The sequence below is a fragment of the Weeksella virosa DSM 16922 genome, assembly GCF_000189415.1.
In the GTDB taxonomy this organism is placed as follows: domain Bacteria; phylum Bacteroidota; class Bacteroidia; order Flavobacteriales; family Weeksellaceae; genus Weeksella; species Weeksella virosa.
Window position 1 is genome coordinate 173,396 of record NC_015144.1, and the last position, 25,006, is coordinate 198,401.

Annotated in this window: 24 protein-coding genes and 1 pseudogene; 20 read left to right on the forward strand and 5 right to left on the reverse strand. The window is 37.0% G+C overall.

Annotated elements, in window-relative coordinates; all coding sequences use genetic code 11:
* Nucleotides 1–32: 32 nt before the first annotated feature.
* From WEEVI_RS00895 to WEEVI_RS11605, 13 genes are all read left to right on the forward strand, one after another.
* The gene (locus tag WEEVI_RS00895) at nt 33–758 is read left to right on the forward strand and encodes a CDP-alcohol phosphatidyltransferase family protein (RefSeq protein WP_013597295.1); all 726 of its coding nucleotides are present in this window, start codon (nt 33–35) and stop codon (nt 756–758) included.
* On the forward strand, nt 755–1,516 hold the full coding sequence (locus WEEVI_RS00900; RefSeq protein WP_013597296.1) for a 3'-5' exonuclease: 762 nt from the start codon (nt 755–757) through the stop codon (nt 1,514–1,516). Before WEEVI_RS00895 ends, WEEVI_RS00900 begins: the two co-directional genes overlap by 4 nt.
* Nucleotides 1,513–2,118, forward strand: a complete 606-nt coding sequence (locus tag WEEVI_RS00905; protein ID WP_013597297.1) for a fumarylacetoacetate hydrolase family protein — start codon at nt 1,513–1,515, stop codon at nt 2,116–2,118. The genes WEEVI_RS00900 and WEEVI_RS00905 overlap by 4 nt, the downstream gene beginning before the upstream one ends.
* Before the next feature lie 1,167 nt (nt 2,119–3,285).
* Complete coding sequence (locus WEEVI_RS00915; RefSeq protein WP_013597299.1) at nt 3,286–3,882, forward strand: superoxide dismutase; 597 nt, start codon at nt 3,286–3,288, stop codon at nt 3,880–3,882.
* Nucleotide 3,883: 1 nt separating this feature from the next.
* Complete coding sequence (locus tag WEEVI_RS00920; RefSeq protein ID WP_013597300.1) at nt 3,884–4,348, forward strand: DUF2753 family protein; 465 nt, start codon at nt 3,884–3,886, stop codon at nt 4,346–4,348.
* Between the two features lie 5 nt (nt 4,349–4,353).
* Nucleotides 4,354–4,980 carry a peroxiredoxin gene (locus WEEVI_RS00925; RefSeq protein ID WP_013597301.1) on the forward strand — a complete coding sequence of 209 codons (627 nt, stop codon included), beginning with the start codon at nt 4,354–4,356 and terminating at the stop codon, nt 4,978–4,980.
* The gene (locus WEEVI_RS00930; RefSeq protein WP_013597302.1) at nt 4,970–6,418 is read left to right on the forward strand and encodes a leucyl aminopeptidase family protein; all 1,449 of its coding nucleotides are present in this window, start codon (nt 4,970–4,972) and stop codon (nt 6,416–6,418) included. The genes WEEVI_RS00925 and WEEVI_RS00930 overlap by 11 nt, the downstream gene beginning before the upstream one ends.
* Complete coding sequence (locus WEEVI_RS00935) at nt 6,418–7,026, forward strand: YceI family protein (RefSeq protein WP_013597303.1); 609 nt, start codon at nt 6,418–6,420, stop codon at nt 7,024–7,026. Before WEEVI_RS00930 ends, WEEVI_RS00935 begins: the two co-directional genes overlap by 1 nt.
* Nucleotides 7,019–7,990 (forward strand): ribonucleoside-diphosphate reductase small subunit, encoded by a 972-nt coding sequence (locus tag WEEVI_RS00940; RefSeq protein ID WP_013597304.1) that lies wholly within the window; start codon nt 7,019–7,021, stop codon nt 7,988–7,990. Before WEEVI_RS00935 ends, WEEVI_RS00940 begins: the two co-directional genes overlap by 8 nt.
* Nucleotides 7,991–8,061: 71 nt before the next feature.
* Nucleotides 8,062–10,401, forward strand: a complete 2,340-nt coding sequence (locus WEEVI_RS00945; protein WP_013597305.1) for a ribonucleoside-diphosphate reductase subunit alpha — start codon at nt 8,062–8,064, stop codon at nt 10,399–10,401.
* Nucleotides 10,402–10,490: 89 nt separating this feature from the next.
* Entirely contained in the window at nt 10,491–10,793 is a 303-nt protein-coding gene (locus tag WEEVI_RS00950) for a hypothetical protein (RefSeq protein WP_052295745.1), read from the forward strand.
* A gap of 169 nt (nt 10,794–10,962) precedes the next feature.
* Entirely contained in the window at nt 10,963–11,217 is a 255-nt protein-coding gene (locus tag WEEVI_RS11600; RefSeq protein ID WP_081448691.1) for a transposase, read from the forward strand.
* A 164-nt stretch (nt 11,218–11,381) separates the two neighbouring features.
* Complete coding sequence (locus WEEVI_RS11605; RefSeq protein ID WP_353885670.1) at nt 11,382–11,642, forward strand: CPBP family intramembrane glutamic endopeptidase; 261 nt, start codon at nt 11,382–11,384, stop codon at nt 11,640–11,642.
* A gap of 353 nt (nt 11,643–11,995) precedes the next feature.
* Here WEEVI_RS11605 and WEEVI_RS11610 read toward each other — a convergent pair.
* The 3 genes and pseudogenes from WEEVI_RS11610 to WEEVI_RS11445 all read right to left on the reverse strand — a co-directional run.
* Nucleotides 11,996–12,146 (reverse strand): annotated as a pseudogene (locus WEEVI_RS11610) (transposase); the annotation flags it as partial.
* 27 nt (nt 12,147–12,173) lie between these two features.
* A complete protein-coding gene (locus tag WEEVI_RS11440) occupies nt 12,174–12,887 on the reverse strand; it encodes a type II toxin-antitoxin system HipA family toxin (protein ID WP_311316203.1) in 714 nt (237 codons plus the stop codon).
* Nucleotides 12,884–13,231, reverse strand: coding sequence for a HipA N-terminal domain-containing protein (locus WEEVI_RS11445; protein ID WP_052295747.1), 348 nt, complete (start codon nt 13,229–13,231; stop codon nt 12,884–12,886). The genes WEEVI_RS11440 and WEEVI_RS11445 overlap by 4 nt, the downstream gene beginning before the upstream one ends.
* Before the next feature lie 123 nt (nt 13,232–13,354).
* Here WEEVI_RS11445 and WEEVI_RS00960 point away from each other — a divergent pair, with 123 nt between their 5' ends.
* A complete protein-coding gene (locus WEEVI_RS00960; protein WP_013597308.1) occupies nt 13,355–15,520 on the forward strand; it encodes a S46 family peptidase in 2,166 nt (721 codons plus the stop codon).
* A 74-nt stretch (nt 15,521–15,594) separates the two neighbouring features.
* Here WEEVI_RS00960 and lat read toward each other — a convergent pair whose 3' ends face one another.
* Both lat and amaB read right to left on the reverse strand, forming a co-directional pair.
* Complete coding sequence (gene lat / locus WEEVI_RS00965) at nt 15,595–16,896, reverse strand: L-lysine 6-transaminase (protein ID WP_013597309.1); 1,302 nt, start codon at nt 16,894–16,896, stop codon at nt 15,595–15,597.
* Nucleotides 16,897–16,930: 34 nt separating this feature from the next.
* Entirely contained in the window at nt 16,931–18,466 is a 1,536-nt protein-coding gene (gene amaB, locus WEEVI_RS00970; RefSeq protein WP_013597310.1) for an L-piperidine-6-carboxylate dehydrogenase, read from the reverse strand.
* A 139-nt stretch (nt 18,467–18,605) separates the two neighbouring features.
* Here amaB and WEEVI_RS00975 point away from each other — a divergent pair, with 139 nt between their 5' ends.
* The 6 genes from WEEVI_RS00975 to WEEVI_RS01000 all read left to right on the forward strand — a co-directional run bounded on the left by WEEVI_RS00975 (nt 18,606) and on the right by WEEVI_RS01000 (nt 24,957).
* Complete coding sequence (locus tag WEEVI_RS00975) at nt 18,606–19,769, forward strand: acyl-CoA dehydrogenase family protein (RefSeq protein WP_013597311.1); 1,164 nt, start codon at nt 18,606–18,608, stop codon at nt 19,767–19,769.
* A gap of 8 nt (nt 19,770–19,777) precedes the next feature.
* The gene (locus tag WEEVI_RS00980; protein WP_013597312.1) at nt 19,778–21,454 is read left to right on the forward strand and encodes a PNGase F N-terminal domain-containing protein; all 1,677 of its coding nucleotides are present in this window, start codon (nt 19,778–19,780) and stop codon (nt 21,452–21,454) included.
* A 100-nt stretch (nt 21,455–21,554) separates the two neighbouring features.
* Nucleotides 21,555–22,217 (forward strand): DUF4290 domain-containing protein, encoded by a 663-nt coding sequence (locus tag WEEVI_RS00985; RefSeq protein ID WP_013597313.1) that lies wholly within the window; start codon nt 21,555–21,557, stop codon nt 22,215–22,217.
* A gap of 9 nt (nt 22,218–22,226) precedes the next feature.
* On the forward strand, nt 22,227–23,540 hold the full coding sequence (gene murA / locus WEEVI_RS00990; RefSeq protein WP_013597314.1) for a UDP-N-acetylglucosamine 1-carboxyvinyltransferase: 1,314 nt from the start codon (nt 22,227–22,229) through the stop codon (nt 23,538–23,540).
* 70 nt (nt 23,541–23,610) lie between these two features.
* Nucleotides 23,611–24,225, forward strand: a complete 615-nt coding sequence (locus WEEVI_RS00995) for a VTT domain-containing protein (protein ID WP_232013439.1) — start codon at nt 23,611–23,613, stop codon at nt 24,223–24,225.
* Nucleotides 24,226–24,228: 3 nt separating this feature from the next.
* Nucleotides 24,229–24,957: a shikimate dehydrogenase family protein gene (locus tag WEEVI_RS01000; protein WP_013597316.1), complete on the forward strand. Its 729-nt coding sequence runs from the start codon at nt 24,229–24,231 to the stop codon at nt 24,955–24,957.
* Nucleotides 24,958–25,006 lie beyond the last annotated feature (49 nt).

A 25,006-nucleotide genomic window follows, 5' to 3' on the forward strand; every position in this document is an offset into this window, starting at 1 on the left:
AGTTTGTATTTTTGACCTTAATATTTTTTTACATGAAACTATTAAACGTTCCCAACCTTCTCACTTTACTCAACTTATGCTGTGGGATCTTAGCCTCTGTTATAGTATTGAACGGTGGTGATATTTATAGCATTTTTAGTTTGATAAGTATCAGTTTGATAGCTGATTTTTTAGACGGTATGGTGGCAAGAGCCATGAAAATAAGTTCGCCAATTGGGAAAGAATTAGACTCTTTGGCCGATGTGATTTCTTTTGGCGTAACACCTGGGCTGATGATGTTGGTATTATTACTCAATTATCCGATTGGAGGCAACGCTTTATATACTGGGCAAATTTACCTCACTTGGTTGTCCTTGATCGGACTGATGATTCCGGCTTTTTCGGCATTGCGTTTGGCAAAATTTAATATAGACAATGAACAAAGCACCTATTTCAAAGGCTTGGCAACGCCTTCGAATACCTTACTAATCTTTTCTATTTTCTATATTGCACAGACGAAAGGGCAATTGATTTCAACAACCTACGATTGGCTATTGTTGATTGCCATTACGGTCATTTGCAGTTTTTTATTGATTGCCGATTTACCCCTTTTTGCGCTAAAATTTAAAGGATTCGCTTGGCGCGACAATTATTATAAATATATTTTTCTGATGATAAGTTTGGTCTTGCTTATTTTCTTCAAATTCTATGCAATTCCGTTTATCATCCTCCTATATATCATCACATCAATTATCTATAAAAAAGAAATTATCAAATGAAATTAACCAAAAACATCTGTTTTTTCGATTTAGAAACAACCGGAACCAATATTGCCAAAGATCGTATCGTAGAAATTGCGATTGTCAAAGCATATACCAATGGTGAAAAAGAAATCAAAACTTGGCGAGTGAATCCAGAAATGCCTATCCCGCCAGAAACTTCGCTCATTCATGGTATTTATGATGAAGACGTGAAAGATGCGCCTACTTTCCGAGAAATTGCTCCGCAAATTGTAGAATTAATCAAGGATTCTGATTTGGCAGGATTCAATTCTAACCGTTTTGATATTCCTCTTTTGGCTGAAGAGTTTTTGAGAAACGGAATCGATTTCGATTTAGAAAAACACCGACCGATTGATGTTCAAGTGATTTTCCATAAGATGGAACCAAGAAATTTAGCAGCGGCATATAAGTTTTATTGTGACAAAGATTTAGAAAACGCCCACTCTGCAGAAGCCGATACTTTGGCAACTTACGAGGTATTGATGGCACAGATCGAGAAATATGAAGAACTGAAAAATGACAATCAATTCTTGAGTGAATTTTCATCTCAACGCCGAACAGTTGATTTTGCAGGTTTTATTTTGATGAACGAACAGAACGAAGAAGTGATTGGATTTGGCAAATACAAAGGGCAGAAAGTAACCGATGTTTTCAGTAAAGACCCTGGATATTATGCTTGGATTCAGCAAGCTGATTTTCCGCTTTATACCAAGAAAGTTTTCACAAGACTCAAACTTAAATCCTCATTCGCATGAAAATAATTTGTGTAGGACGAAACTATGCCGAACACGCAAAAGAACTCGACAATCCGATTCCAGAAGAACCGATGTTTTTTATGAAACCAGATACAGCGCTGATGAAAGATTCACAGTTTGTAATTCCTAGTTTCAGTAATGAGATTCATTTTGAAGTGGAAATTGTCCTGAAAATTTGTAAAACCGGAAAAATGATTCAACCCGAATTTGCACACCGATATTACGATGAAATCGGTTTGGGAATTGATTTTACCGCTCGGGATATACAAACAAAACTGAAAGAACAACGCTTCCCGTGGGAAAAAGCAAAATCGTTTGATCATTCGGCTTTTGTTTCTTCTTTTTATTCTAAAAATAATTTCGACTTGGCCCATTTAGATTTTGGTTTGATGAAAAACAACACTTGGGTACAACAAGGAAATACCCACGAATTATTGTTCGATTTTGATACATTGATTGTGGAAGCTTCGAAATATTTCACCCTAAAAAAAGGAGATCTTATTTTTACAGGAACACCAAAAGGCGTGGGACAAATCATCTCAAAAGATATTTTAAGTGGTTACCTCAATCAAAAGAAAGTTTTTGAGGTTTCTGTTTTGTAGTCGGAAAATTTCAACTAAAGTTATTTAACTATTTTTATATTATTTCATCTCAAGAAAAATTACTGGAAAAAATATGGCTTTATGTAAAGTGATAAAAATGATTATCGCCCAATGAAAATATACCTACTAATGATTCTCAGCAAACTGCGATAAATAAGCAGTAAGTATGGTTGTAAATAATGAATTTTTAATGTATCGATATTATTATAATGTGTACATTAAATCTTGGAGTTATTTACGATTTTTTTATTAATTCGTAAATAATTCCAACATTTGGTAATAATTCAGCACCAAATATTATTTTAATATCGAGTTTTAAATCTACATTATTACTTTTTATTATGCTATTGGTAATTTATCTTGAAGTTTTAATTGATAATTAAAACACTAGTATTAATTTATGTATTCTTTTAAAAAAAGTAGATTTTAATAAAAGATATAATAAAACCACCGATAAGATTAACAAATGCTATCAACTTCCATTTATCAATGTTAATCTCTTTCCCTTTGCTTGAGTTAAGCTGATTTATATATATTTTTTCTTTAGGTAGAATTTAACTTAAATAGTTTATCGCGACCTATTCCTTAAATATGGAGCTCTCTAAGCACCCTACCGTTTCTCGTGGTTGTGAATCGATGACTCAAACTTCTGTAGGGTTTAGAAAAAAAATCTTCATAAAGGTGATTTGAGGGATTCAGTTAATGTTTCTACATCAATTCACTTATACTTAAATTTTTCTGTAGGAATTCTTAAACAACCTTGGTCATAAATTCTGAACTAATTTTTATTCCACATTTTTCATTTAACTATAAACATAACAATTGTTTTTTGTTGTGTAGTCTTTAATTATGCTATTTACAAGCAGCTGCTAATGGAGTAATATTACAATCTTAACCCTATCAACTAGCCATTAGCAAAACATTACACAAATATTTTGTTAGACTAATCTAACTTTTTATATTAGCAATGCTAAATTTTTATAAAATCAAGATTAGTGAGATGGACTATGTAATAGAATTATTGGAGGAAAACAAGAAATACCTCGAGAGGCATATCCGGGATAATAACCTTATGCAGAAAAATATGAAGAAAGCTTCCGAAGAATTGAGCCACGTCAGTCAATTAAAACGAGCAATTAAAATTTTAAAACTAAAAAACAGAAAACAATGAAAATTACACAAACATTACCAGAACTTCCGTACGACACAAACGCACTGAATCCGATTATCACGGAGGAAACATTTGACTACCATTACGGAAAACATCACGCCGCGTATGTAAACAATCTTGCAGGGTTGGTAAAAAACACTCCTCTTGAAACCGCTACCGTAGAGGAAATCATACAAAAGGGATTTGCAGAAAACAATGCGGGACTGTTCAATAATGCTGCACAGCATTGGAACCACAGTTTTTTTTGGCATTGTCTTTCGCCAAATGGCGGTAAAGCACCGCAAGGAAGAATAGCCGAACTTATCAATCGTGACTTCGGCAGTTTTGAAGAATTTCAAAATAAATTTTCGGAAACAGCAATCAAGTTATTCGGAGCAGGATGGGCATGGCTGGCACAAAATGACCAAGGTCTATTAGAGATCGTACCGATGAAAGATGCCCATACCCCTTTGACCGAAAACAAAACTCCTATCCTCACGCTGGACGTATGGGAACACGCTTATTATATCGACTACCGCAATGCCCGTCCAAAGTTTGTTGAAGGGTTTTGGGAAATCGTCAACTGGGATTTTGCTAACAAAAATTTAAAATAAAATGAGCGATGCCTGTATGAACCACATAGAAAAATATTGGCAAGCATTGACCGTTGCCAACAACGAACTTTTTAACAAAGGAGATTTTGAGAAAGCCTTATCAGGATACAAAGATGCACTGTACCGGGCAGAAGTACTAAACAATCATATTAAAGATTGTGTTCGTCTGAAAATCCCGTTCATACAGGTGTACATCATTTCCTGCAATAACTTGGCAAACACCTATGAGGAATTGGAAAAACTGGAAGAAGCCGAAAATATGCTTAAACGTACGGTTTATTACCTCTTGCATCTTTCGGGTAATAAAGAGCTCAACCTGAACGAGATTCAATCGGAACTAAAAAGAGCCGCATTGACTTATGTCCGTTTTGCAGAAAAAAACAACTCCGGAAAAACAAAACAAGAGCAGCTTTTCTGGACACTCAAAGAACAATTAGTAGAAAATAATTTAATAAAAATAGATTAAAGATTATGTGCAATTCAGTAAAGAAACTTATCAGTAGCCAACAAGCACAATTTGTGCAAAAAGGGATATTATCCATTGGTGACAAACTACCTGATTTTTCAAAAAAAGCAGTAATAACCACCGAAAACGGAATGGAAATTACGGATATAAACCAAAGTCACGCATCACAGCAGGGAAAATGGACAGTACTGTTTTGGTGGCCAAAGGATTTTACGTTTGTCTGTCCCACTGAAATCATCGAGTTCGACAACAGTAACGCAGCATTTGCAGAAAGAAATGCAGTAGTAATCGGTGCTTCTACCGACAGCGAATTTGTCCATTTGGGATGGAGACAAAACCATCCTGACTTAGCAAATCTTACCATTCCAATGCTTGCCGATACTTCCAAATCTCTAGCCGAAGATATGGGCATTTTGGATTGCAACGAAAAAGTTGCTTACCGTGCTACTTTTATTATAGATCCAAAGGGAATCATTCAATGGGTTAGCGTATATCCAATGAGTGTAGGAAGAAATGTAGACGAAGTACTGCGTGTACTGGATGCACTACAAACAGATGAATTAACAGGTTGCGGTTGGACACCGGGACAAAAAACGGTAACAGCAAAATTGAAGGAGGGAAATGCAAAATAATTACTTAAATATAAATTTCATAACCTACTCAAAAAAAGAAGATATTCATGAGGAGGCTGACAATATTATACTCATTGTAACCAAAGAGCAGACAGACCGATTTGAATTTCAAAAGTCATTGGCACAGCGTATTGACAGGGCTTTTTCTCAAAACAATACAGAGATTATTACCGCATTGGGCGATAAGCAAAACTTTATCGCCGTAGCACCCGATAGGGAGAAAGAAGCATTACGCCTGGCGGGAGCCTCTGTGAATGCTTCCCTCAGTAATCAACAAGCTCAGACAGCGAGACTTCGAGGATTGGATGAGCTTACAAAGGACGAACGATATGCTTTCCTAGAAGGAATGCTTTTGAGCAGTTACGATTTTGATAAATACAAAACAAAGAAAAAGTCACAGCCAATAACGGTTTATATCCGCAGTCGTTCATTTCCCGAACATAAAATTGCAGAGCTAAATCAGCTTGCAGAAGCCATTTCACTGACCAAAACCCTCGTGAACGAACCTGTCAATTATATGGATGCTCTTCGGTTTTCCGAGGTAGCCACTCAGGTAGGTAAACAGTTCGGTTTTGAAACAGAAGTCCTGCACAAAGAACAGATAGAAGAATTAAAAATGGGCGGTTTATTGGCTGTGAACAAAGGTTCGGAAACACCACCTACGTTCAACATCTTCCATTACAAGCCCGAAAATGCTGTAAATAAAAAACCGTTGGTACTAGTAGGCAAAGGCGTGATGTTCGATACGGGAGGCTACTCGCTGAAGATAAGCGGTAATATGCTCACGATGAAATGTGATATGGCAGGCGGAGCAGCCGTTTTAGGAACAGTTGCTGCTATTGCTGGAAACAAACTGCCTTATCACGTCATTGGTTTAGTTCCTGCCACGGACAACAAAATTTCAGCTAATGCTTTAGTAGTAGATGATGTGATTACAATGATGGACGGAACTACTATAGAAGTACAAAATACCGATGCAGAAGGACGTTTGGTATTAGCTGATGCTCTTACCTATGCCAAAAGATTTGAGCCCGAGTTAGTCATTGATATGGCGACTTTAACAGGCGCCTCGGCTGCCATTACAGGTTCGTTCGGAATAGCCGTTCTAGGAAATGCACAAGAACAGATTGATGAACTAAAGGAAGCTGGCGAGCAGGTTTATGAAAGACTATTGCAACTGCCACTTTGGAAAGAATACAAGGAATTACTGAAATCATCGGTTGCGGATATGAGCAATTTAGGTGGTCCGATTGGTGGCGTAAGCACCTCTTCCATTTTTCTAGAGCACTTTACGGATTATCCGTGGATACACCTCGATATTGCCGGAGCAGCATTTGTCAAAGAAGCAAAAGGTTACAGACAAAGTGGCGCCACGGCCGTGCCTGTCCGTCTGTTGTATGAATTTGTCAATAAGTTGATTAGTAAAAGACAAGAATAATGAATAAAAAAATTATTTATTTCATCCTCATGGTTAGCTGCTTTTTAATAGGCTGTCAGAAAGCTAATAAGAAAATATCAAAATTAGAGCCTATCCCCTCTAGTGTAAAGATTGAATGGACTGCCTATAAAACGACCGAAAAAATTCCTGTAAAAGGTGAGTTTGGCAAAATTAGTTTAGATAATCTTGGCAACGGGAGCACAATAGATAGTATAATGAACAAAGCTAATTTTAGAATTGATGCTTTCAATTTGAAAACGGGTGATGTCGGTAGAGACAATAAAATAAAAGAGACATTCTTTGGATTGATGAACGAGCCAGGCATTATTTCGGGACAGTTTATTGTTAATAATGGTAACTGGTTTGTACAATTAAAAATGAACGGAATAACGATAAAACAGATCCCAGCCAAAGTGAATTACGAGAATCAATTTATGACCTTAAACACTAAAATTGAATTGATTGATTTTAAAGCACTGAAAGCTCTAGAAACTCTAAATGAGGTTTGTTATGATTTGCATAAAGGCAAGGACGGTGTGAGTAAAACTTGGGAAACAGTAGATGTTATAGCTACAATGAAATTTAAGAATATCTCTCAAAATGAATGAACCGATTTTACAAAATAACAAAAACCGTTTTGTCATCTTCCCCATTCAACACGATGACATCTGGCAGTTTTACAAAAAAGCAGAAGCCAGTTTTTGGACTGCCGAAGAAGTAGATCTGTCATCGGATATGAACGACTGGCAAAATAAATTGAATAAGGATGAGCGCTATTTTATATCGCACGTACTAGCATTTTTTGCGGCAAGCGATGGCATAGTCAATGAAAATCTTGCAGTAAATTTTGTGCAGGAAGTACAATACCCCGAAGCCCGATTTTTTTATGGTTTTCAGATTATGATTGAGAATATCCATTCGGAAATGTATTCCTTATTGATTGATACATACATAAAAGATCCTAAAGAAAAAGATCACCTGTTACGGGCTATCGAAACCATCCCCTGTGTAGGCAAAAAAGCCGATTGGGCATTAGAATGGATTGAAAGTGACAATTTCGCCGAAAGGCTGATTGCGTTTGCTGCTGTGGAAGGAATTTTCTTTTCGGGAAGTTTCTGCTCTATCTTCTGGCTGAAGAAAAGAGGGTTGATGCCCGGTCTGACATTTTCAAACGAACTCATCAGCCGTGACGAGGGTCTGCATTGTGATTTTGCGTGCTTACTATATGTCAATCATTTAAAAAATAAGTTGCCCGAAGAAACCGTACAGAAAATAATTGCTGATGCGGTTGAGGTTGAAAAAGAATTTGTAACTGAAGCGCTACCCGTCAGGCTTATCGGGATGAATGCCGAGTTGATGTGCCAGTATATCGAGTTTGTAGCGGACAGATTGCTTGATGCATTAGGCTGTAAAAAGGTCTGGAACGCCACAAATCCATTCGACTTTATGGAATTAATTTCACTACAAGGCAAAACCAACTTTTTTGAACGTCGCGTAGGCGAATACCAAAAGTCGGGTGTAGCACAGGGCGAAAAGCAAAATTACAGCTTTTCACTGGATGAAGATTTTTGATCAGTTAAGTGTGGAAAAAACGATTAACTAAAACAATCAACTCTCAATTATTAACTATTAACCAAGAAAAGATGTATGTAATAAAAAGAAACGGAAAACAGGAAGCTGTACATTTTGATAAGATTACTGCACGGATTCATAAATTAGTCTACGGACTTTCTGTAGATGAGAAAGACGTAATCGAAATAGCCAAGAAAGTGATTCAGGGCATTTATGACAATGTAACTACGACCGAACTCGATAACCTTGCTGCCGAAACTGCGGCTACCTATACCACGGTACACCCCGATTTTGCAGTACTGGCTGCACGTATTTCCGTCAGTAATTTGCACAAGAATACGCTAAAATCCTTTTCTAAAACAGCTAAATTGCTGTATGACTATATCGATCCGGTAACCAATACGCGAGCACCTTTATTGTCTGAGGAAACTTATGATATCATCCGCAACAATGCTGATGAAATTGACAGCAGTATCATCTACGACCGAGATTATAACTTTGATTATTTCGGTTTCAAAACACTGGAGCGCTCTTATCTCATCCGTACCAACGGCAAAGTAACCGAACGTCCACAACACTTGTTTATGCGGGTGGCTTTAGGAATCCATAAACAAGATATCAAAGCTGCTATCGAAACCTATAACCTGATGAGCGAAAAATGGTTCATCCACGCTACACCTACGCTATTCAATTCAGGAACGCCCAAGCCACAAATGTCGTCATGCTTTCTATTGAGTATGACTGAAGATAGTATTGTAGGGATTTTTGATACCCTAAAACGTTGCGCCTTGATTTCGCAGTCGGCAGGTGGTATTGGCTTGAGCATTCATAATGTAAGGGCAACAGGCAGTTACATCAAGGGCACAGGCGGTATTTCTAATGGAATTATCCCGATGCTAAGAGTGTATAACGATACGGCACGTTATGTGGATCAGGGCGGTGGTAAACGCAAAGGAGCGATAGCCGTCTATTTGGAACCGTGGCACGCCGATATCTTTGATTTCTTGAACCTTCGTAAAAACCACGGCAAGGAAGAAATGCGGGCAAGAGATCTATTTCCAGCATTGTGGATCCCTGATCTGTTTATGCAACGAGTAGAAGAAAATGCCGATTGGTCTTTGTTTGATCCAAATGAAGCTCCTGGTTTGTACGATGTGTATGGAAGCTCGTTTGAAGAACTTTATCAACACTATGAAAACGATGGGATATTCCGTAAAAAAGTGAAAGCCCGAGAGTTGTGGAATGCTATACTCGAAGCACAGATAGAAACAGGAACACCCTATATGTGCTACAAAGATGCTGCAAACGAGAAGTCTAATCAAAAAAATATTGGAGTAATTCGCAGCTCCAATCTTTGCACCGAAATAATGGAATACACGAGTGCCGATGAGGTGGCGGTGTGTAACCTCGCATCGCTAGCATTGCCTCGATATGTTTCCGAAAATGGTTTTGACTTTCAGAAATTGTATGAAGTCACCAAAATAGTTACTCGGAATCTTAACAAAGTGATAGACGGGAATTACTATCCTGTACCCGAAACTGAAAATTCCAATTTCAAACATCGTCCGATTGGATTAGGTGTACAAGGACTGGCAGATGTGTTTCTGTTGTTGCGGATGCCTTTTGAAAGTGAGAAAGCACGACAACTGAATAAAGATATTTTTGAAACGATATACTATGCAGCAATGGAGAGCTCCATGGAACTGGCGAAGGAAGAAGGAGCTTACGAAAGTTTTAAGGGATCGCCACTTTCCGAAGGAAAGTTTCAGTTTGATTTATGGAATGTACAGCCATCAGACCGTTGGGATTGGAAAGGTTTACGTAAAAATGTAATGGAATTTGGCGTACGCAATTCCCTGTTAGTGGCTCCGATGCCTACAGCTTCTACTTCTCAGATATTAGGCAACAATGAATGTTTTGAACCTTATACTAGTAACATTTATAACAGGCGTGTACTTTCAGGTGAGTTTGTAGTGGTCAATAAGCATTTAATAAAAGACCTGATAGAGTTAAACCTTTGGGACGCCCGAATGAAAAACAAGTTGATTGCCGAGAATGGCTCTGTTCAAAATATTGAGGAAATTCCCGCTAACTTAAAAGAACTGTACAAGACTGTTTGGGAGATTAAACAGAAAACCATCATTGATATGGCTGCCGATAGGGGTGCATTTATCTGTCAGTCCCAATCGCTCAACCTATTTATGGCAGAACCCAATATGGCAAAGCTGACTTCGATGCACTTCTATGCTTGGAAAAGCGGATTGAAAACAGGTATGTATTACCTGCGCACTAAAGCAGCGGCAGATGCTATCAAATTCACAGTAGAAAAAGTACAATCATCGGAAGACAAACAAGTGGATATTTCCTGCTCGTTGGACAATCCCGACGAGTGTATTGTCTGTGGAAGCTAATACTATAGTGTAGAGCTAAAAAGAGGAAAGTAAAAAGTGATAAAAAAATCTAAATTATCAACTAAATAACTTTGAAAAAATATTTTTTTTTGGAAAAAACGTATCACCCTATATCCCTGATTGCTGATAAACTTCAGCTTGAAGAAGTTTCATTCAAACATTCAAACGAGGAAAAATTTGAGGAACTGGCGCGCTATTTAGACAGATTGATACAATCCGATTTCAACAGCTTGTTAAGCATTTTGTACCGAATAGATGTATCGGAAGAAAAAGTAAAAAAAGCACTGGCTGAAAATAAAGACAAACTACCCGCAGCGCAAATTATCGCACAGTTGCTAATTGAAAGGGAAATTCAAAAAATAAACCTTAGAGCAAAATACAGTAAGAAATAACCATAAAGGATTTTCATATCTTAACGAAGGCTTTTCCTCTAAACACATTAAGTGTATAAACTAAATTTATCGAGGGTTTGACTTTCTTAAAGTTAAACCCTTTGTAAGCTTCCCCAAAAAAGTTACCAATTAAAAAGAGAGAAAATGTTAACTTTAAAAATTAATTGGTATGAAGAAGAGCCATTTTACAGAACAACAGATTTTCAAGATTTTAGAATCGCAGAATCAGGGCAAAACTGTGGAACAGATTTGTCGCGAACACGGCATTTCCAACGGAACTTTTTTTACAGATGGTAAAGTTAATATTCGGGCATGGAAGCTTCGGAAATTAAGCGGATCAAAGAGCTTGAACAGGAGAAACTCTAAACTCAGACGGTCTCTATACAGACGCTATGCTAGACAATGCAGCACTCAGCACTGTTGAGGAAGACTACCAACCAATATACAGCAACCCAAAGTGATTACTCCTCGCGGTAGAGAGTGTTGGAACATGGCTTTTATGCAGAACCGATTCTATTGTGGTCAAAAATTCAGATTGCTTAACATAGCTGATGACCACAACCGTGAAATGGTGGCCATAGAGATTGGATATTCCATCAGCCAAAATCGAGAAAGGAACTATCTTGGTTTATTATGGTAGCCATCAGTGCCGGGTTTTGTGAGGAAGTTCTTTATAGGATGTTTGTGTACGAGTTTACAATACAATATATCGGTGTAATCGGTAGTCTCTTATTTACTAACGTCATTTTCGCTATTACCCATTTTGATATGGGAATGAAAAACTTAGTAGGGGCTTTTATTCTGGGTATTGTAAAGTACTCCCCATTTCCTGTACTACAATTAGGCTGATTTAAGTTGAATTGTTTTTTCAATTTTATACAAATCTTTTGGCTTTTTATTTTCTATTCCCTGATGTCTCCTCTGGTTATAATCCTCAATAAAATTCTTGACTCCAAGATACAAATCCAATCCGTTTTCTGCTGGGTTCAAATAAATGTAATTATACTTGATTGACTAGAAGAATCTTTCCACATGAACGTTGTCTGTAGCTCTGCCTTTACCGTCCATGCTTATCCTGATTTCATGACCTTTTAAACAATTGATCCAGTTTTTGGAAGTATATTGACTTCCTTGGTCAGAATTGATGATTTCAGGCTTTCCGCACCTTTCTATCGACTCGTTCAGCGGTTCTGTCTGGGTTGCTCCAGAAACGCTCGTTTCCAGATGCTGATCTGATTGGGATGAATCTCAAAACGCTGGGCCAGTTCGCTGAGCGTTTCTCTCCCTTAAAACTTCAATGGCGACTTTGGCCTTGAAGGCATCGGTAAATTTTCTTCTGCTTTTTTTCATCATTATACGAGTTAAAATTAATCATTATTTTCAACTTAACCCGTGATCCGTATTTTGGGGAGTATTATAATCTGCTATTAATAATAAATCTTCTCGGTTAATATCAGTTCGTTTTCCATTGATAGACATTGCTCTCGAAATTCGTAAATAATTTTTTAAAGCATCTAATGGATAGGTTAAATCATAGGCGGGAGCTAAATTCCATCCGTCTCTTTCTATATCATAGATAAATGAAAAATTCTTTAAATGGTCATCAATATTAGAGAAAACAAGATTAAAAACCATTCGTTTATACAATTGTTGAATGTTTTTATGCGGAAGTTTTAATTCTACAGCTAACTTAAAAAGATTTTCATAAGAGGAGTTTTCAGGCTTTTTAAAATCCCAACCAGTCATTCCAGAAGCAGTTAAAATATGTTGTTTCTGCCCATTTTGACGGTCAAAACGTAATGTTGCAAAGTGTTTATCATCAATCAATTTAGAAGGCATCATTTTAATTCCGATAGAAGTCGAAATTTGATAATAAATGTATTCTATTTTCTCTTTCGAATAACCTTGATCTTCATCAACAGAAAGTTTGATTAAATAATGATTGTAATCATCCGAAGTTTCCAAATCACCATGAATAAGATGTCCTGTATTTTTGTTTTCAGAAACTAAAATTTTAGGTCGTGCACCACCAGCCGAAGTTCCAATTTTGAAAATCTTTAGTAATGCGATATCGCTTAATCCTTTTTCTTCTATTGAAGTTTTAAATCTAGCACTTTCTTTACCACTTCCGTTATTTCTTCTACATCAATACTCTGATTTGATTTAATTTCTTTGGCAGAAGAAAATTCTAAAGCTCCCATTCCTCTTTTACCTACATAAGTAAGCTGCTCTAAAGGCGTGATTACACTTATGTCTTTATGAGTAGATTCAAGCCATTCTTTAGAAACAATGTTTCCAAAAAAATCAGGTAAAGAATCTGCAGTCATAGGAGGTAGTCCTCGAAAAGTTTCCCCTTCAAATTCAGAAAATACTTGTACGTTAGGAGTTCTTCGAATAACATAAGGGAATATTTTCTCAAATAAATTAGTTTCTTTCATAAAAGAGTATCTAAAAGATAGAGATTTTTATTATTTGAATCAATTTCCTACCAAAAAAAAAGGAAGTTTTCTACAGAATAGTTTATTTTAGCCCAAATAAAGTAAATTAAAATTAATAAAAAAATGAAAAAATTTTTATTTACCACCCTCATGGCACTTTTGGTTTTTCCGTTTACCAAAGTAAAAGCCGATGAAGGTATGTGGTTTTTGATGCATATCGAGCGTCTGAATGGTCGTGATATGCAAAAAATGGGGTTGCAATTAACGCCCGAAGAAATTTACAGTGTCAATAACAATAGCTTGAAAGATGCGATTGTTCAGTTTGGCGGTGGATGTACGGCAGAAATTATTTCTAACCAAGGTTTGGTTCTCACCAATCACCATTGTGGTTATGGAAATATTGCACAATTATCTACTCCAGAGCATGATTATTTGACCAACGGATTTTGGGCAAAAAACAAAAGCGAAGAGCTGAAACCAGACAACCTAAAAGTACGTTTCTTTGTTCGTATGGATGATGTAACGAAAAGAATACTGAGCAAAGTAAATGATAAAATGTCGGAAATCGATCGTCAGAAAATCATCAATCAAGAGATTGCAAAAATCGAACAAGAGAATAACGAAGGAGGAAAATACATTGTTTCTGTTCGTTCATTTTTCCAAGGAAATGAATATTACTACTTTGTGTATCAAGACTACGAAGATGTTCGTTTAGTGGGAACGCCTCCCAATGCGATTGGTAAATACGGTGGAGATACCGATAACTGGGAATGGCCACGCCACACAGGAGATTTCGCTATTTTCCGTGTATATACAGATGCCAATGGAAATCCTGCACCCTACTCGAAAGAAAATATACCAATGAAACCAAAACACCACTTGCCTATTTCATTAAAAGGATTCGAGAAGGGAGATTTTGCTATGATTTTAGGATATCCAGGTCGTACCAATCGTTGGATGCCCGCACAAGGTGTAGCGCAGAACATCAACTTTGCTTATCCTGCTTGGGTAGAAGCTTCTAAAGTTGGAATGGATCAGATGAAAAAACACATGGATCAGAACCAAGAAGTAAAAATCAACTATGCTTCTAAATATGCCGGAGTTGCCAATTACTGGAAAAACCGTCAAGGAATGATCGAAGCTTTGAAATTACACGGAACGGTAGAAACAAAAACCAAAACAGAAAAGAAATTCAATAAATGGGCAAATAAAAAACACAACCAAGCAAAATACGGTGAGGTTATTAAAAACCTAAATACCTATTATGCAGCCACCAATTTGCAAGCGATGCACGATAACTACTTGATGGGAATGTTGAGAAGTAGTGCTTTTGCCATGGCACCTTATAGAATCGGGAATGCATTGGCAAACTATGCAGAAGCCAATGAAGCTAAAAGAAAGGAGATGCGCCCACAAATCCAGGCGTTATTAGATGCAACTTACGATAAGATGTACTTACCGCTTGAGAAAGACGTATTAGTAGCTCAGCTTAATTTATATGCTACCAAAGCAAAACAAGCTGGGATAGCGCCGTACGTAAGCACTTTGGCTGCAAACAATAACAACAACTTTACGCAATGGGTAAACGATGCTTTTGGCAAAAGTTTTTTTGCCGATAAAAAACAAGTCGAAAATTTTCTGAATAGTCCAGATGTTGCTTTATTGCAAAACGATGAGTTATTCAAACTTTCTTCTTCTTTGATAGAAAAGTACAATCAACAAACAGATCAACAAAAAGCATTGAACGATGCTTACGAAAAGAATTTCCGTCTGTTAGTAGAAGGTTTACGCGAATCGAAAATTGCACATATTCTTTATCCAGATGCCAATAGCACTTTGCGTCTAACCTATGGTTCTATTCAACCATTACCTAGAAGTACCAATCCAAATCGTCAGCCAGATGCACCGGCTAACTATTACACAACCATGGATGGATTGGTTGCCAAACATAAAGTTGGTGATGAGGAATTCGAAAATCCACAACGCTTATTAGATCTTGCAAAAGAAAAAGATTTTGGTCGTTACGCTGACAAAGCTGGCTATATGCCGATAAACTTCTTATCGAATAACGATATTACCGGAGGAAATTCTGGTTCACCGGTCTTGAATGGGAATGGAGAATTGATCGGAATTGCATTCGATGGAAACATCGAAGCAATGGCGGGCGATGTTATCTTCGATCCGAAATTACAACGTACAATCTCGGTAGATATCCGTTATGTTCTATGGGTTGTTGACAAATATGCTGGTGCTACCAACATTATAGATGAATTGACTATCGTAGAATAATCTAGATTATTCTATTCAAAAAAAGGTCTTCCGAGTTTTCGGAAGACCTTTTTTTATCTTGCACTTTAGCCTTTTTACAAGGCTTTCATAATCTCAACCGCTTGGTCGATTTGTTCTTGAGTAACATTTAAATGCGGACGAAAACGCACCGATTTCTCGCCACATGGTAAAACAATTAATTGATTATCGAAACAATGACGAATAAACTCATCGCGTAATTGTCCATTTTCTAAATCAAAAGCGATGAATAATCCTTTTCCTCTAACATTTTTTATGGTCGGATTTTGCGACTGAAGTTCATGTAATTTTTGCAAAAAATATTCTCCTTGAACACATGCATTCTCAACCAAATTTTCTTTTTCTATAACTTCGAGAATTAATTTGAATCGAATCATATCAATAAAGTTCCCACCAAAAGTAGAATTAATTCGGCTCGACTCTTTGAATACGTTGTTCGGTATTTGATCTAGCTTTTCTTTGTTGGCTAAAATTCCGCAAACTTGTGCTTTTTTACCGAATGAAATAATGTCCGGAATGATTTCGTAATGTTGATAAGCCCACATTTTTCCTGTCATTCCGATTCCGGTTTGTACTTCATCAAAAATCAAAAGAATTTCATTCTCGTCACAAATTGCTCGTAATTTTTGCAAGAATTCTGGACGGAAATAATTATCACCACCTTCACCCTGAATCGTTTCGATGATTATACATGCTACACGGTTCGGATTATTTCTCAAAGCTTCGTGTATCTGAGCAACTGCCTTTTTCTCCGCCTCTATTGTTTGTTGTGTATTTTCATCCGTTACGGGAAAAAACATTTTCGGATTTTCTATTCTTGGCCAATTAAATTTTGGGAAATATTCGTACTTCCGTGGATCATTGGTATTGGTCAACGAAAGAGTGTAGCCCGAACGCCCGTGAAATGCTTGTTTGAAATGAATCACTTGATCGGCTTCTTCCTCGATTCCTTTAGTAAAATTGAGTCGAGTTCGCCAATCGAATGCAGCTTTTAGAGCATTCTCTACAGCCAGTGTTCCTCCCGAAATAAAAAAACTATACTGCAATTCTTTTGGCATTGCAACGCGTGCAAAAGTATCGACAAAGTCTGCAAACTCTTCGGTATAAATATCCGAAACGGCTAGTTTATTCACTGCCATTTTACCTAAAAAAGCTTCGTTTTTCACCAAGTGTGGATGGTTATATCCGATAGGCGAAGAGGCAAACATACTAAAGAAATCGAGATATTTTTTTCCGTTTTTATCAACCAAATAAGAACCGTGAGATTTCTCGATATCCATCACTATATTATAACCATCGGCTAAGATATGCTCGCCCAAACGTTGGTGAACGGTTTTAGTTAGATTAAGTGTTTTCATTATTTTTTTGTGTGTTTTTATTGATGTATTTTGATTATTTCAAATCGAATTTTATTCCTTGTGCTAAAGGTAATTCGGTTGTATAATTAATGGTGTTTGTTTGGCGACGCATATAGAATTTCCATGCATCAGAACCGGATTCTCTTCCGCCACCTGTTTCTTTTTCACCACCAAAAGCACCTCCGATTTCTGCACCAGAGGTCCCGATGTTTACATTGGCAATCCCGCAATCTGATCCGCTAGCGCTTAAGAATAACTCTGCTTCTCTCAAGTTATTGGTCATGATGGCTGATGAAAGGCCTTGCTTAACATCATTCTGAATATCAATTGCATTTTGCACCTCACCTGAATATTTAATTAAATATAAAATAGGTGCAAATGTTTCTTGTTGGACAATTTCATAATGATTTTCTACTTCTGCAATAACTGGTTGTACATAACATCCACTCTCGTATCCTTCTCCCTCTAGTACTTTTCCTTCGACAACTAATTCACCTCCTTCTTGTTTAATTTTATCCAAGGCCGAAAGATACATTTTCACAGCATCTTGATCGATCAATGGACCTACGTGATTTGCGGTATCCAAAGGATTGCCAATTTTCAATTGCTGGTAGGCATCTACCATGGCTTTTTTTACTTGATCGTAAATGCTTTCATGTACGATTAATCTTCTTGTAGAAGTACATCGTTGACCTGCCGTTCCGACTGCGCCAAAAACCGCACCGATGACAGTCATTTTTATATCGGCATTCGGTGTTACGATAATGGCATTATTTCCACCAAGTTCTAACAGGGTTTTTCCTAAACGTTGAGCAACTGTAACAGCAACTTCTCTCCCCATACGTGTAGAGCCTGTTGCTGAAATCAAAGGAATTCTTTCATCTTTTGCTAACCATTCCCCTACTTCTCGATTACCTGTTACTATAGAAGAAATCCCTTCTCCATACCCTTGATCTTGTAGAATATCGGCTAAAATTTTCTGACATGCAACGGCACATAAAGGTGTTTTTTCACTTGCTTTCCAAACCACTACATCACCACAAACCAATGCGATACATGTATTCCAAGCCCATACGGCTACAGGAAAGTTAAAAGCTGTAATTACACCTAAAATACCGTATGGATGATATTGATCGTACATACGATGTCCTGGTCTTTCTGAGTGAATAGTAGAACCGTATAATTGACGAGATAATCCTACGGCAAAGTCACAAATATCAATCATTTCTTGTACCTCACCCATTCCTTCTTGATAAGATTTACCCATCTCATAAGAAACCAATTTCCCTAATTCTGGTTTTAGTTCCCGTAATTTTTCTCCTAACAATCGCACAATTTCACCTCTTTTGGGTGCAGGAACCAATCGCCAAGTTTTGAAAGCTTCTTGGGCTTTCTCGATTACGTGATTATAATCTTCTCGTGTTGTAGTTTTTACTTTTCCGATTTCTTTTCCATCTACTGGAGAAAAAGAAGAAATAAATTCGCCATTTGCCAACCACTGTTGACCTGTAGAACCTCCTAAGTTTTCAGTTTCTAAACCTACGTTTTTCAATTCGTTTAATAAACTCATCTCTCTATTTTTGTCGTTTAATTGTCCCAAAATAAGTAAAAATTTTCACAAATACTTATGAATTTGATGAATATTTTCCTTCTCAATTTCAGAAAATCATAAATAAGTTTTAGTTTTAGGCACACAAAAAAATGAAAATATGAATTCTACGACAGACTATTTCAACATTGATGAATTGTTAACAGAAGAACATTTATTAATTCGTGATTCGGTACGCAAATTTGTAAATGAAGAAATAAAACCCGTGATCGATGAACACGCTCAAAATCATACAGAAATCCCTAATTTGATGAAAAAATTAGGTGCAATTGGTGCTTTAGGCCCTTACATTCCGGAAGAGTATGGCGGTGCAGGATTAGATCAAATTTCGTATGGTTTGATCATGCAAGAATTAGAAGCAGGAGATTCTGCTGTTCGTTCGGCTGCATCGGTACAATCTTCTTTAGTAATGTATCCTATTTTCACCTATGGGTCTGAGGAACAAAAAAGAAAATACTTACCAAAATTAGCATCGGGAGAAATGATAGGATGCTTTGGCTTAACGGAACCAAACCACGGCTCTAACCCAGCCGGGATGGAAACAAAACTAAAAAAAGAAGGCGACCATTATATTTTGAATGGGGCAAAAATGTGGATTACCAATGCTCCTATTTGTGATATTGCTGTGGTATGGGCAAGAAACGAAGAAGGAAAAATATCGGGTGTGATAGTTGAGCGATACATGGAAGGTTTTTCTACCCCAGAGACGATGCAAAAATGGTCTTTACGTGCTTCGAGAACTGGTGAGCTGGTTTTTGAAAATGTAAAAATTCCGGCAGAAAACATCCTACCAGGAGTCAACAGTTTACGTGGACCATTGTCTTGTCTAAATTCTGCCAGATACGGTATTTCTTGGGGAGCAATTGGCGCAGCGATCGATTGTTACGAAGTTGCCTTACAATATTCATTGGAAAGGACCCAATTCGGAAAACCAATTGCCTCTTACCAATTACAACAGAAAAAATTAGCCGAATTCATTACTGAGATTACCAAAGCACAATTAATGGTATGGAGATTAGGAACCTTAAAGAATGAAGACAAAGCAACGCCAGCACAAATTTCTATGGCCAAAAGAAACAGCGTGAAAATCGCCCTTGATATTGCTCGAGAGTCGAGACAAATTCTTGGTGCAATGGGCATTGTAGGCGATTACCCTATGATGCGTCATGCGGCGAACCTAGAATCGGTTATCACCTACGAAGGAACCCACGATGTTCATTTATTAATTACCGGAAACGATATTACAGGAATCAATGCATTCTAAAAAAATCTATGAACAAACCTCTTATTTCGTTTATTTTATTATTTCTAATAAGCTGTATTGTTTCGGCACAAACTGCGTATAAAATCACGTATGAAAAATTCTCTAACGATGTAAAAGTCGACGAAGAAAACCCGACGGTGGTTTGGGCAAATGAACAAGAAAGTATTATCGGTGCGAAAAATGCTTTTTCGACCCAAAAGAAATACCCGTACGAAATTATCTCTTACCAAAAATACGACAGCATTCTTTATCCGATTACCTTCTTTTCTAACGACTCGGTAATTGCGACTAAAAATAGTATTGGTAATGGAAATCTTACGTACAAGAAAACGAAAAGAAGTAAACGAATTTTAGGAATTAAATGTAAACATGCCGAAGTACACATCAACTCGAACAAGATAGACCTTTGGTATGTAGATAATTTACCGATTCAGGCGGCACCTAACACAGTTGGGTTGCCGCTTGGCTTGGTGATGGAATACGAACGTAACAATAACTTTTCTATTCGTGTAAATAAAATCGAAGAAGTAAAAAACATAGAAATCCATCATTTTACGGATTTCGATTTCGAGAAAGTCTTTGTACCTATGCTCGATTATAGGAATTTGGTATGGAAAAGCCGTTTTGTTCATATTCCTATTTTCGATCATCAACAAATTCATTTTGGTGCAAAGAATCAATTTTCACCCGATTCAACGTCAATTTTCGCCAATGGAACGGTGGTCGTAAAAAAAATAAAATTTCCTACACTCCAAGAAGATGATCAAATTTTTTTGCAGCTCACACAATTTTCTAACGGTGATGCGTATGATAGAACGGGTTCTGTTTTTCTGATTCCCATAGAAAAAAAACCAAACTTTTTAGAAGCTTTACAAAACGGCATTGAGGTTTTACCTTTTATAACCGACAAAAACAAACAAAAATATCAGGGCATGATTCGGATAGGAAATTATGAACCTTTAGTAGAATTGATGCGTTTTTTTACGCCATTTGGTATTAGAGAATTTAATCATATCGAGATAAAAGATCATCATTGGTTGAATGCTGCAGAATATCGTCAAGAAATATCCGACCTAAAAAATCTCCTTTCTAACAAAGAAGTTTATATAGGGATTTTTATCGGGAATTATGATCAAGGTGGTCATATAGTTTCTGCAGAAGCTACAATTCATCGGGGTGGCAAAAGCGTTTTTCCTACCCAAAAAAGTCTACCGCTCTTTAATACACTGAATGTAATGGAAATGGCAGGTCAAAATTACGGAAGTCTTTTTTCGGATGAAAAAGGATTAGTGGTGAGATTTGATCTGAAAGAAGATTGGAACAATGCTTATCTACGATTGATCACTACCGGACATGGTGGTTGGGAAAACGGCGATGAGTTCTTGGCAAAGGAAAATACAGTTTATTTGAACGACAAAAAAGTTTTTCAGCTCGCACCATGGCGCACCGATTGCGGGAGTTATAGAATGATGAATCCTGCATCTGGAAATTTTGAAAACGGTTTATCATCATCCGACTATAGTCGTTCTAATTGGTGCCCAGGAACTGTAACACCACCTTATTATATACAACTAGGAAACCTAAAAGCAGGTAAACATCAATTACAAATTATTATTCCGCAAGGAGAAAAAGAAGGCAATAGTTTTAGTTTTTGGTCGGTATCGGGAATCTTGTTAGGAGAATAAGTAGAAAATTAATATTTTCATAAAACACACTTATATCCGAAAGAACCAAATTTAAATTGTAATTTTGTAAGTAAAAATAACGATAACGTAGAGGAAAATTATGGAATACAATACAACGCGTACTCAATTAATTATACCAGAATATGGACGACACATCCAAGAAATGGTGAATCATTGTATGACGATTGCCGACGAAGAAGAGCGCAATGGTTTTGCACAAATCATCATTGAGGTTATGGGTGAATTGAACCCACATCTACGCGATGTTCCTGATTTTCAACATAAGTTATGGGATCAACTTTTTATCATGTCAGAATTTCAGCTCGACGTAAAATCCCCATACCCCATTCCGTCTGCCAAAGATACAATCAACAGCAAACCCAACATTATACCATATCCAAAAGGGATTAATAAATACCGATATTACGGGAACAATATTCGCAAAATGATCGAAGTTGCACTCACTTGGGAAGATGGAGACAAGAAAGAAGGGTTGATTTTTGCCATTGCCAACCACATGAAAAAGAGTTATTTATTATGGAACAAAGACACTGTGGATGATGCAGTTATTTTCAATCATTTGTATGAACTATCGAACCAACAATTTGACTTAAGAAACTCTAACGAAACTCTGATTCCCTCTGATCGATTATTACAAAACCTGAACAAAAATCAGAACCACAATAATCACAACAATCATAAGAATTACAAAAATCAGAACAAACACCAAATCAATAATCGCAGTAATACTAAAAACAAGTAAATCAACAAAATGGCAATTTTCAAAATAAAAGGAGGTAAACAACTTAAGGGAGAAATTACTCCACAAGGAGCAAAAAATGAAGTTTTACAGATACTTTGTGCTGTTTTATTAACTGAAGAGAAAGTTCATGTAACGAATATTCCCGACATAAAAGATGTTAATCGTCTCATTGAAATTTTAGTAGATTTAGGAGTTAAAGTACAAAAAAACGGTAAAGGTGATTATACATTCCAAGCCAATCAACTCAAATTAGATTATCTAAAAAGTAACGAATTCAGAAAAGATGGCGCAGCCTTACGCGGATCTATCATGCTAATGGGACCTCTTTTGGCTCGTTTCGGCGAGGCATATATGCCAAAACCTGGAGGAGACAAAATCGGAAGAAGACGTTTGGATACACATTTTCAAGGATTTTTTGAGCTAGGCGCAAAATACAGATTCAATACAGAAGAATCTTTTTATGGTGTAGAAGTTGACCCAAAAGTTGGTTTACGGGGAAGTTATATCCTACTCGAAGAAGCGTCTGTTACCGGAACTGCAAACCTCATCATGGCTGCAGTTTTGAGTAAAGGTACTACGACAATTTACAATGCTGCTTGCGAACCTTACATTCAACAGTTATGTAAAATGCTGAATCGTATGGGAGCCCAAATTTCGGGAATCGGATCAAATCTTCTTACCATCGAAGGTGTAGAAAAACTCTCAGGAACCGAACACAAAGTTCTTCCTGATATGATCGAAATAGGTTCTTGGATAGGACTAGCAGCCATGACACAATCCGAGATTACCATCAAAAATGTATCATGGGAAAACCTAGGCATTATCCCAAATGTTTTTAGGAAACTAGGTATCAAACTCGAAAAAAAGGATGATGACATTTTTATCCCTCGTCAAGAAAAATATAAAATAGAACGTTTTATCGATGGTTCTATCCTTACCATCTCTGATGCTCCTTGGCCAGGCTTCACACCCGATCTTTTATCGATTATACTAGTCGTTGCAACGCAAGCAAAAGGTAGCGTTCTGATTCATCAAAAAATGTTCGAATCTCGTTTATTTTTTGTCGACAAGCTAATCGACATGGGTGCACAAATTATTTTATGTGATCCACATCGTGCAACCGTTATAGGCCTCGACCAAGAAATTCCATTGAAAGCTGCCGATCTTACATCGCCCGATATTAGAGCTGGAATTGCGTTGCTCATAGCGGCTCTTTCTGCTAAAGGGACGAGTACAATTCACAACATAGAACAAATCGATCGAGGCTACGAAGACATCGACACTCGTTTACGTGCGCTTGGAGCCGATATTACTAGAATCTAAGCTACGCTAATCGATGTTGAGCATAATCGAATTTTTTACCACCTTTGTCAAACGGCCCGACAAAGTTATTATGGAGTTCATAAACCAATACGGATATTGGATTTATGCTGCATTATTTTTGATAATTTTTGCAGAAACTGGACTGATAATCATGTCTTTTATCATGCCATTTTTACCTGGTGATGCCTTGATTTTTGCGATTGGCATGATTGCAGCAAGCGACGATCAGAATCACCTACACATTGAATATATCATACCGCTGCTGATGCTTGCTGCTATTTTGGGTGACAACCTCAATTATTATATAGGGCATCGATTTGGTGAGTGGCTAATGACCAATCCGAACAAATTCTTCATCAAACCAAGACATTTAGAAAAAGCTACCGTATTTTTCAACGAAAACGGGAAAAAAGCAATTATCATAGCCCGTTTTATGCCGGTAGTACGCACCATAATTCCCTTTATTTGTGGCACCACTCGCCTACCCTACAAAACCTTTATCACGTATAGTTTTTTAGGCGCAATTCTATGGGTAGGAGTTATCTCTATGCTGGGTTATTTTTTAGGCCAATTTACGTTAGTAAAAGAGCACTTAGAGCTTTTTATATTCGGGATTATCATTGCAGCAAACACTCCGATGCTTATTCGAATCATTAAAGCAAAACTCCAAAAAAACAAGCCATAAAGAATGCACACATTAGGTTTGATAGGAAAAAACATCTCGTACTCCTTTTCTGTGAAGTATTTTACAGAGAAGTTCGAACAGTTGAATCTTGGCAACTACTCCTACGAACTATTCGACCTGAAGAATATTAACGAAATTGAAACTCTTTTTAGGAACAAAAATTTATTAGGTTTTAACATTACAATTCCCTACAAACAAGCAATAATTCCTTATTTAGACGAGCTCTCCCCAGAAGCAAAAGAAGTTGGTGCCGTGAATACCGTAAAAATAGACAACGGAAAAAAAATCGGCTATAATACAGATGTTTATGGTTTCGAAAAATCATTTGTTCCGATGTTGAGTAAGCATCATCAAAAAGCATTGATTTTGGGTAACGGAGGTGCAAGTAAAGCAGTGGTTTTTGTGTTGAACAAGCTTGGGATACCCTATACAATAGTTTCTCGGAATGATAAAAAATTACTGCACTACGACGCTCTGGATGAAGATATTTTAGCGTCCCATCAAATCATAATCAATTGTACACCTGTTGGCACTTATCCACAAATAAATGCAACACCAAAACTTCCGTATCAGTTCTTAACAGACATCCATTATTTGTATGATTTGATTTATAATCCAGAGGAAACAAAATTTCTACAGTTGGGGAAGAAAAAAGGTGCGAAAACAAAGAATGGTTTAGAAATGTTGCACTTGCAAGCAGAAAAATCTTGGGAGATTTGGGTAGGATTGTAAACGATAATCCTTGATATTTCACTTTTTTTTCTCTAGATTTGTTAACACA

What these genes read in the sequence shown, in the direction of transcription:
- WEEVI_RS00995 (WP_232013439.1), top strand. Translation starts at nt 23,611, where the DNA reads ATGGAGTTCATAAACCAATACGGATATTGGATTTATGCTGCATTATTT.
- WEEVI_RS00930 (WP_013597302.1), top strand. Translation starts at nt 4,970, where the DNA reads ATGCAAAATAATTACTTAAATATAAATTTCATAACCTACTCAAAAAAA.
- WEEVI_RS00940 (WP_013597304.1), top strand. Translation starts at nt 7,019, where the DNA reads ATGAATGAACCGATTTTACAAAATAACAAAAACCGTTTTGTCATCTTC.
- WEEVI_RS00925 (WP_013597301.1), top strand. Translation starts at nt 4,354, where the DNA reads ATGTGCAATTCAGTAAAGAAACTTATCAGTAGCCAACAAGCACAATTT.
- WEEVI_RS00905 (WP_013597297.1), top strand. Translation starts at nt 1,513, where the DNA reads ATGAAAATAATTTGTGTAGGACGAAACTATGCCGAACACGCAAAAGAA.
- WEEVI_RS00915 (WP_013597299.1), top strand. Translation starts at nt 3,286, where the DNA reads ATGAAAATTACACAAACATTACCAGAACTTCCGTACGACACAAACGCA.
- WEEVI_RS00900 (WP_013597296.1), top strand. Translation starts at nt 755, where the DNA reads ATGAAATTAACCAAAAACATCTGTTTTTTCGATTTAGAAACAACCGGA.
- amaB (WP_013597310.1), bottom strand. Translation starts at nt 18,466, where the DNA reads ATGAGTTTATTAAACGAATTGAAAAACGTAGGTTTAGAAACTGAAAAC.
- WEEVI_RS00975 (WP_013597311.1), top strand. Translation starts at nt 18,606, where the DNA reads ATGAATTCTACGACAGACTATTTCAACATTGATGAATTGTTAACAGAA.
- WEEVI_RS11445 (WP_052295747.1), bottom strand. Translation starts at nt 13,231, where the DNA reads ATGAAAGAAACTAATTTATTTGAGAAAATATTCCCTTATGTTATTCGA.
- WEEVI_RS00920 (WP_013597300.1), top strand. Translation starts at nt 3,884, where the DNA reads ATGAGCGATGCCTGTATGAACCACATAGAAAAATATTGGCAAGCATTG.
- WEEVI_RS00960 (WP_013597308.1), top strand. Translation starts at nt 13,355, where the DNA reads ATGAAAAAATTTTTATTTACCACCCTCATGGCACTTTTGGTTTTTCCG.
- WEEVI_RS00945 (WP_013597305.1), top strand. Translation starts at nt 8,062, where the DNA reads ATGTATGTAATAAAAAGAAACGGAAAACAGGAAGCTGTACATTTTGAT.
- WEEVI_RS00935 (WP_013597303.1), top strand. Translation starts at nt 6,418, where the DNA reads ATGAATAAAAAAATTATTTATTTCATCCTCATGGTTAGCTGCTTTTTA.
- WEEVI_RS00895 (WP_013597295.1), top strand. Translation starts at nt 33, where the DNA reads ATGAAACTATTAAACGTTCCCAACCTTCTCACTTTACTCAACTTATGC.
- WEEVI_RS00985 (WP_013597313.1), top strand. Translation starts at nt 21,555, where the DNA reads ATGGAATACAATACAACGCGTACTCAATTAATTATACCAGAATATGGA.
- WEEVI_RS00980 (WP_013597312.1), top strand. Translation starts at nt 19,778, where the DNA reads ATGAACAAACCTCTTATTTCGTTTATTTTATTATTTCTAATAAGCTGT.
- WEEVI_RS11600 (WP_081448691.1), top strand. Translation starts at nt 10,963, where the DNA reads ATGAAGAAGAGCCATTTTACAGAACAACAGATTTTCAAGATTTTAGAA.
- murA (WP_013597314.1), top strand. Translation starts at nt 22,227, where the DNA reads ATGGCAATTTTCAAAATAAAAGGAGGTAAACAACTTAAGGGAGAAATT.
- lat (WP_013597309.1), bottom strand. Translation starts at nt 16,896, where the DNA reads ATGAAAACACTTAATCTAACTAAAACCGTTCACCAACGTTTGGGCGAG.
- WEEVI_RS01000 (WP_013597316.1), top strand. Translation starts at nt 24,229, where the DNA reads ATGCACACATTAGGTTTGATAGGAAAAAACATCTCGTACTCCTTTTCT.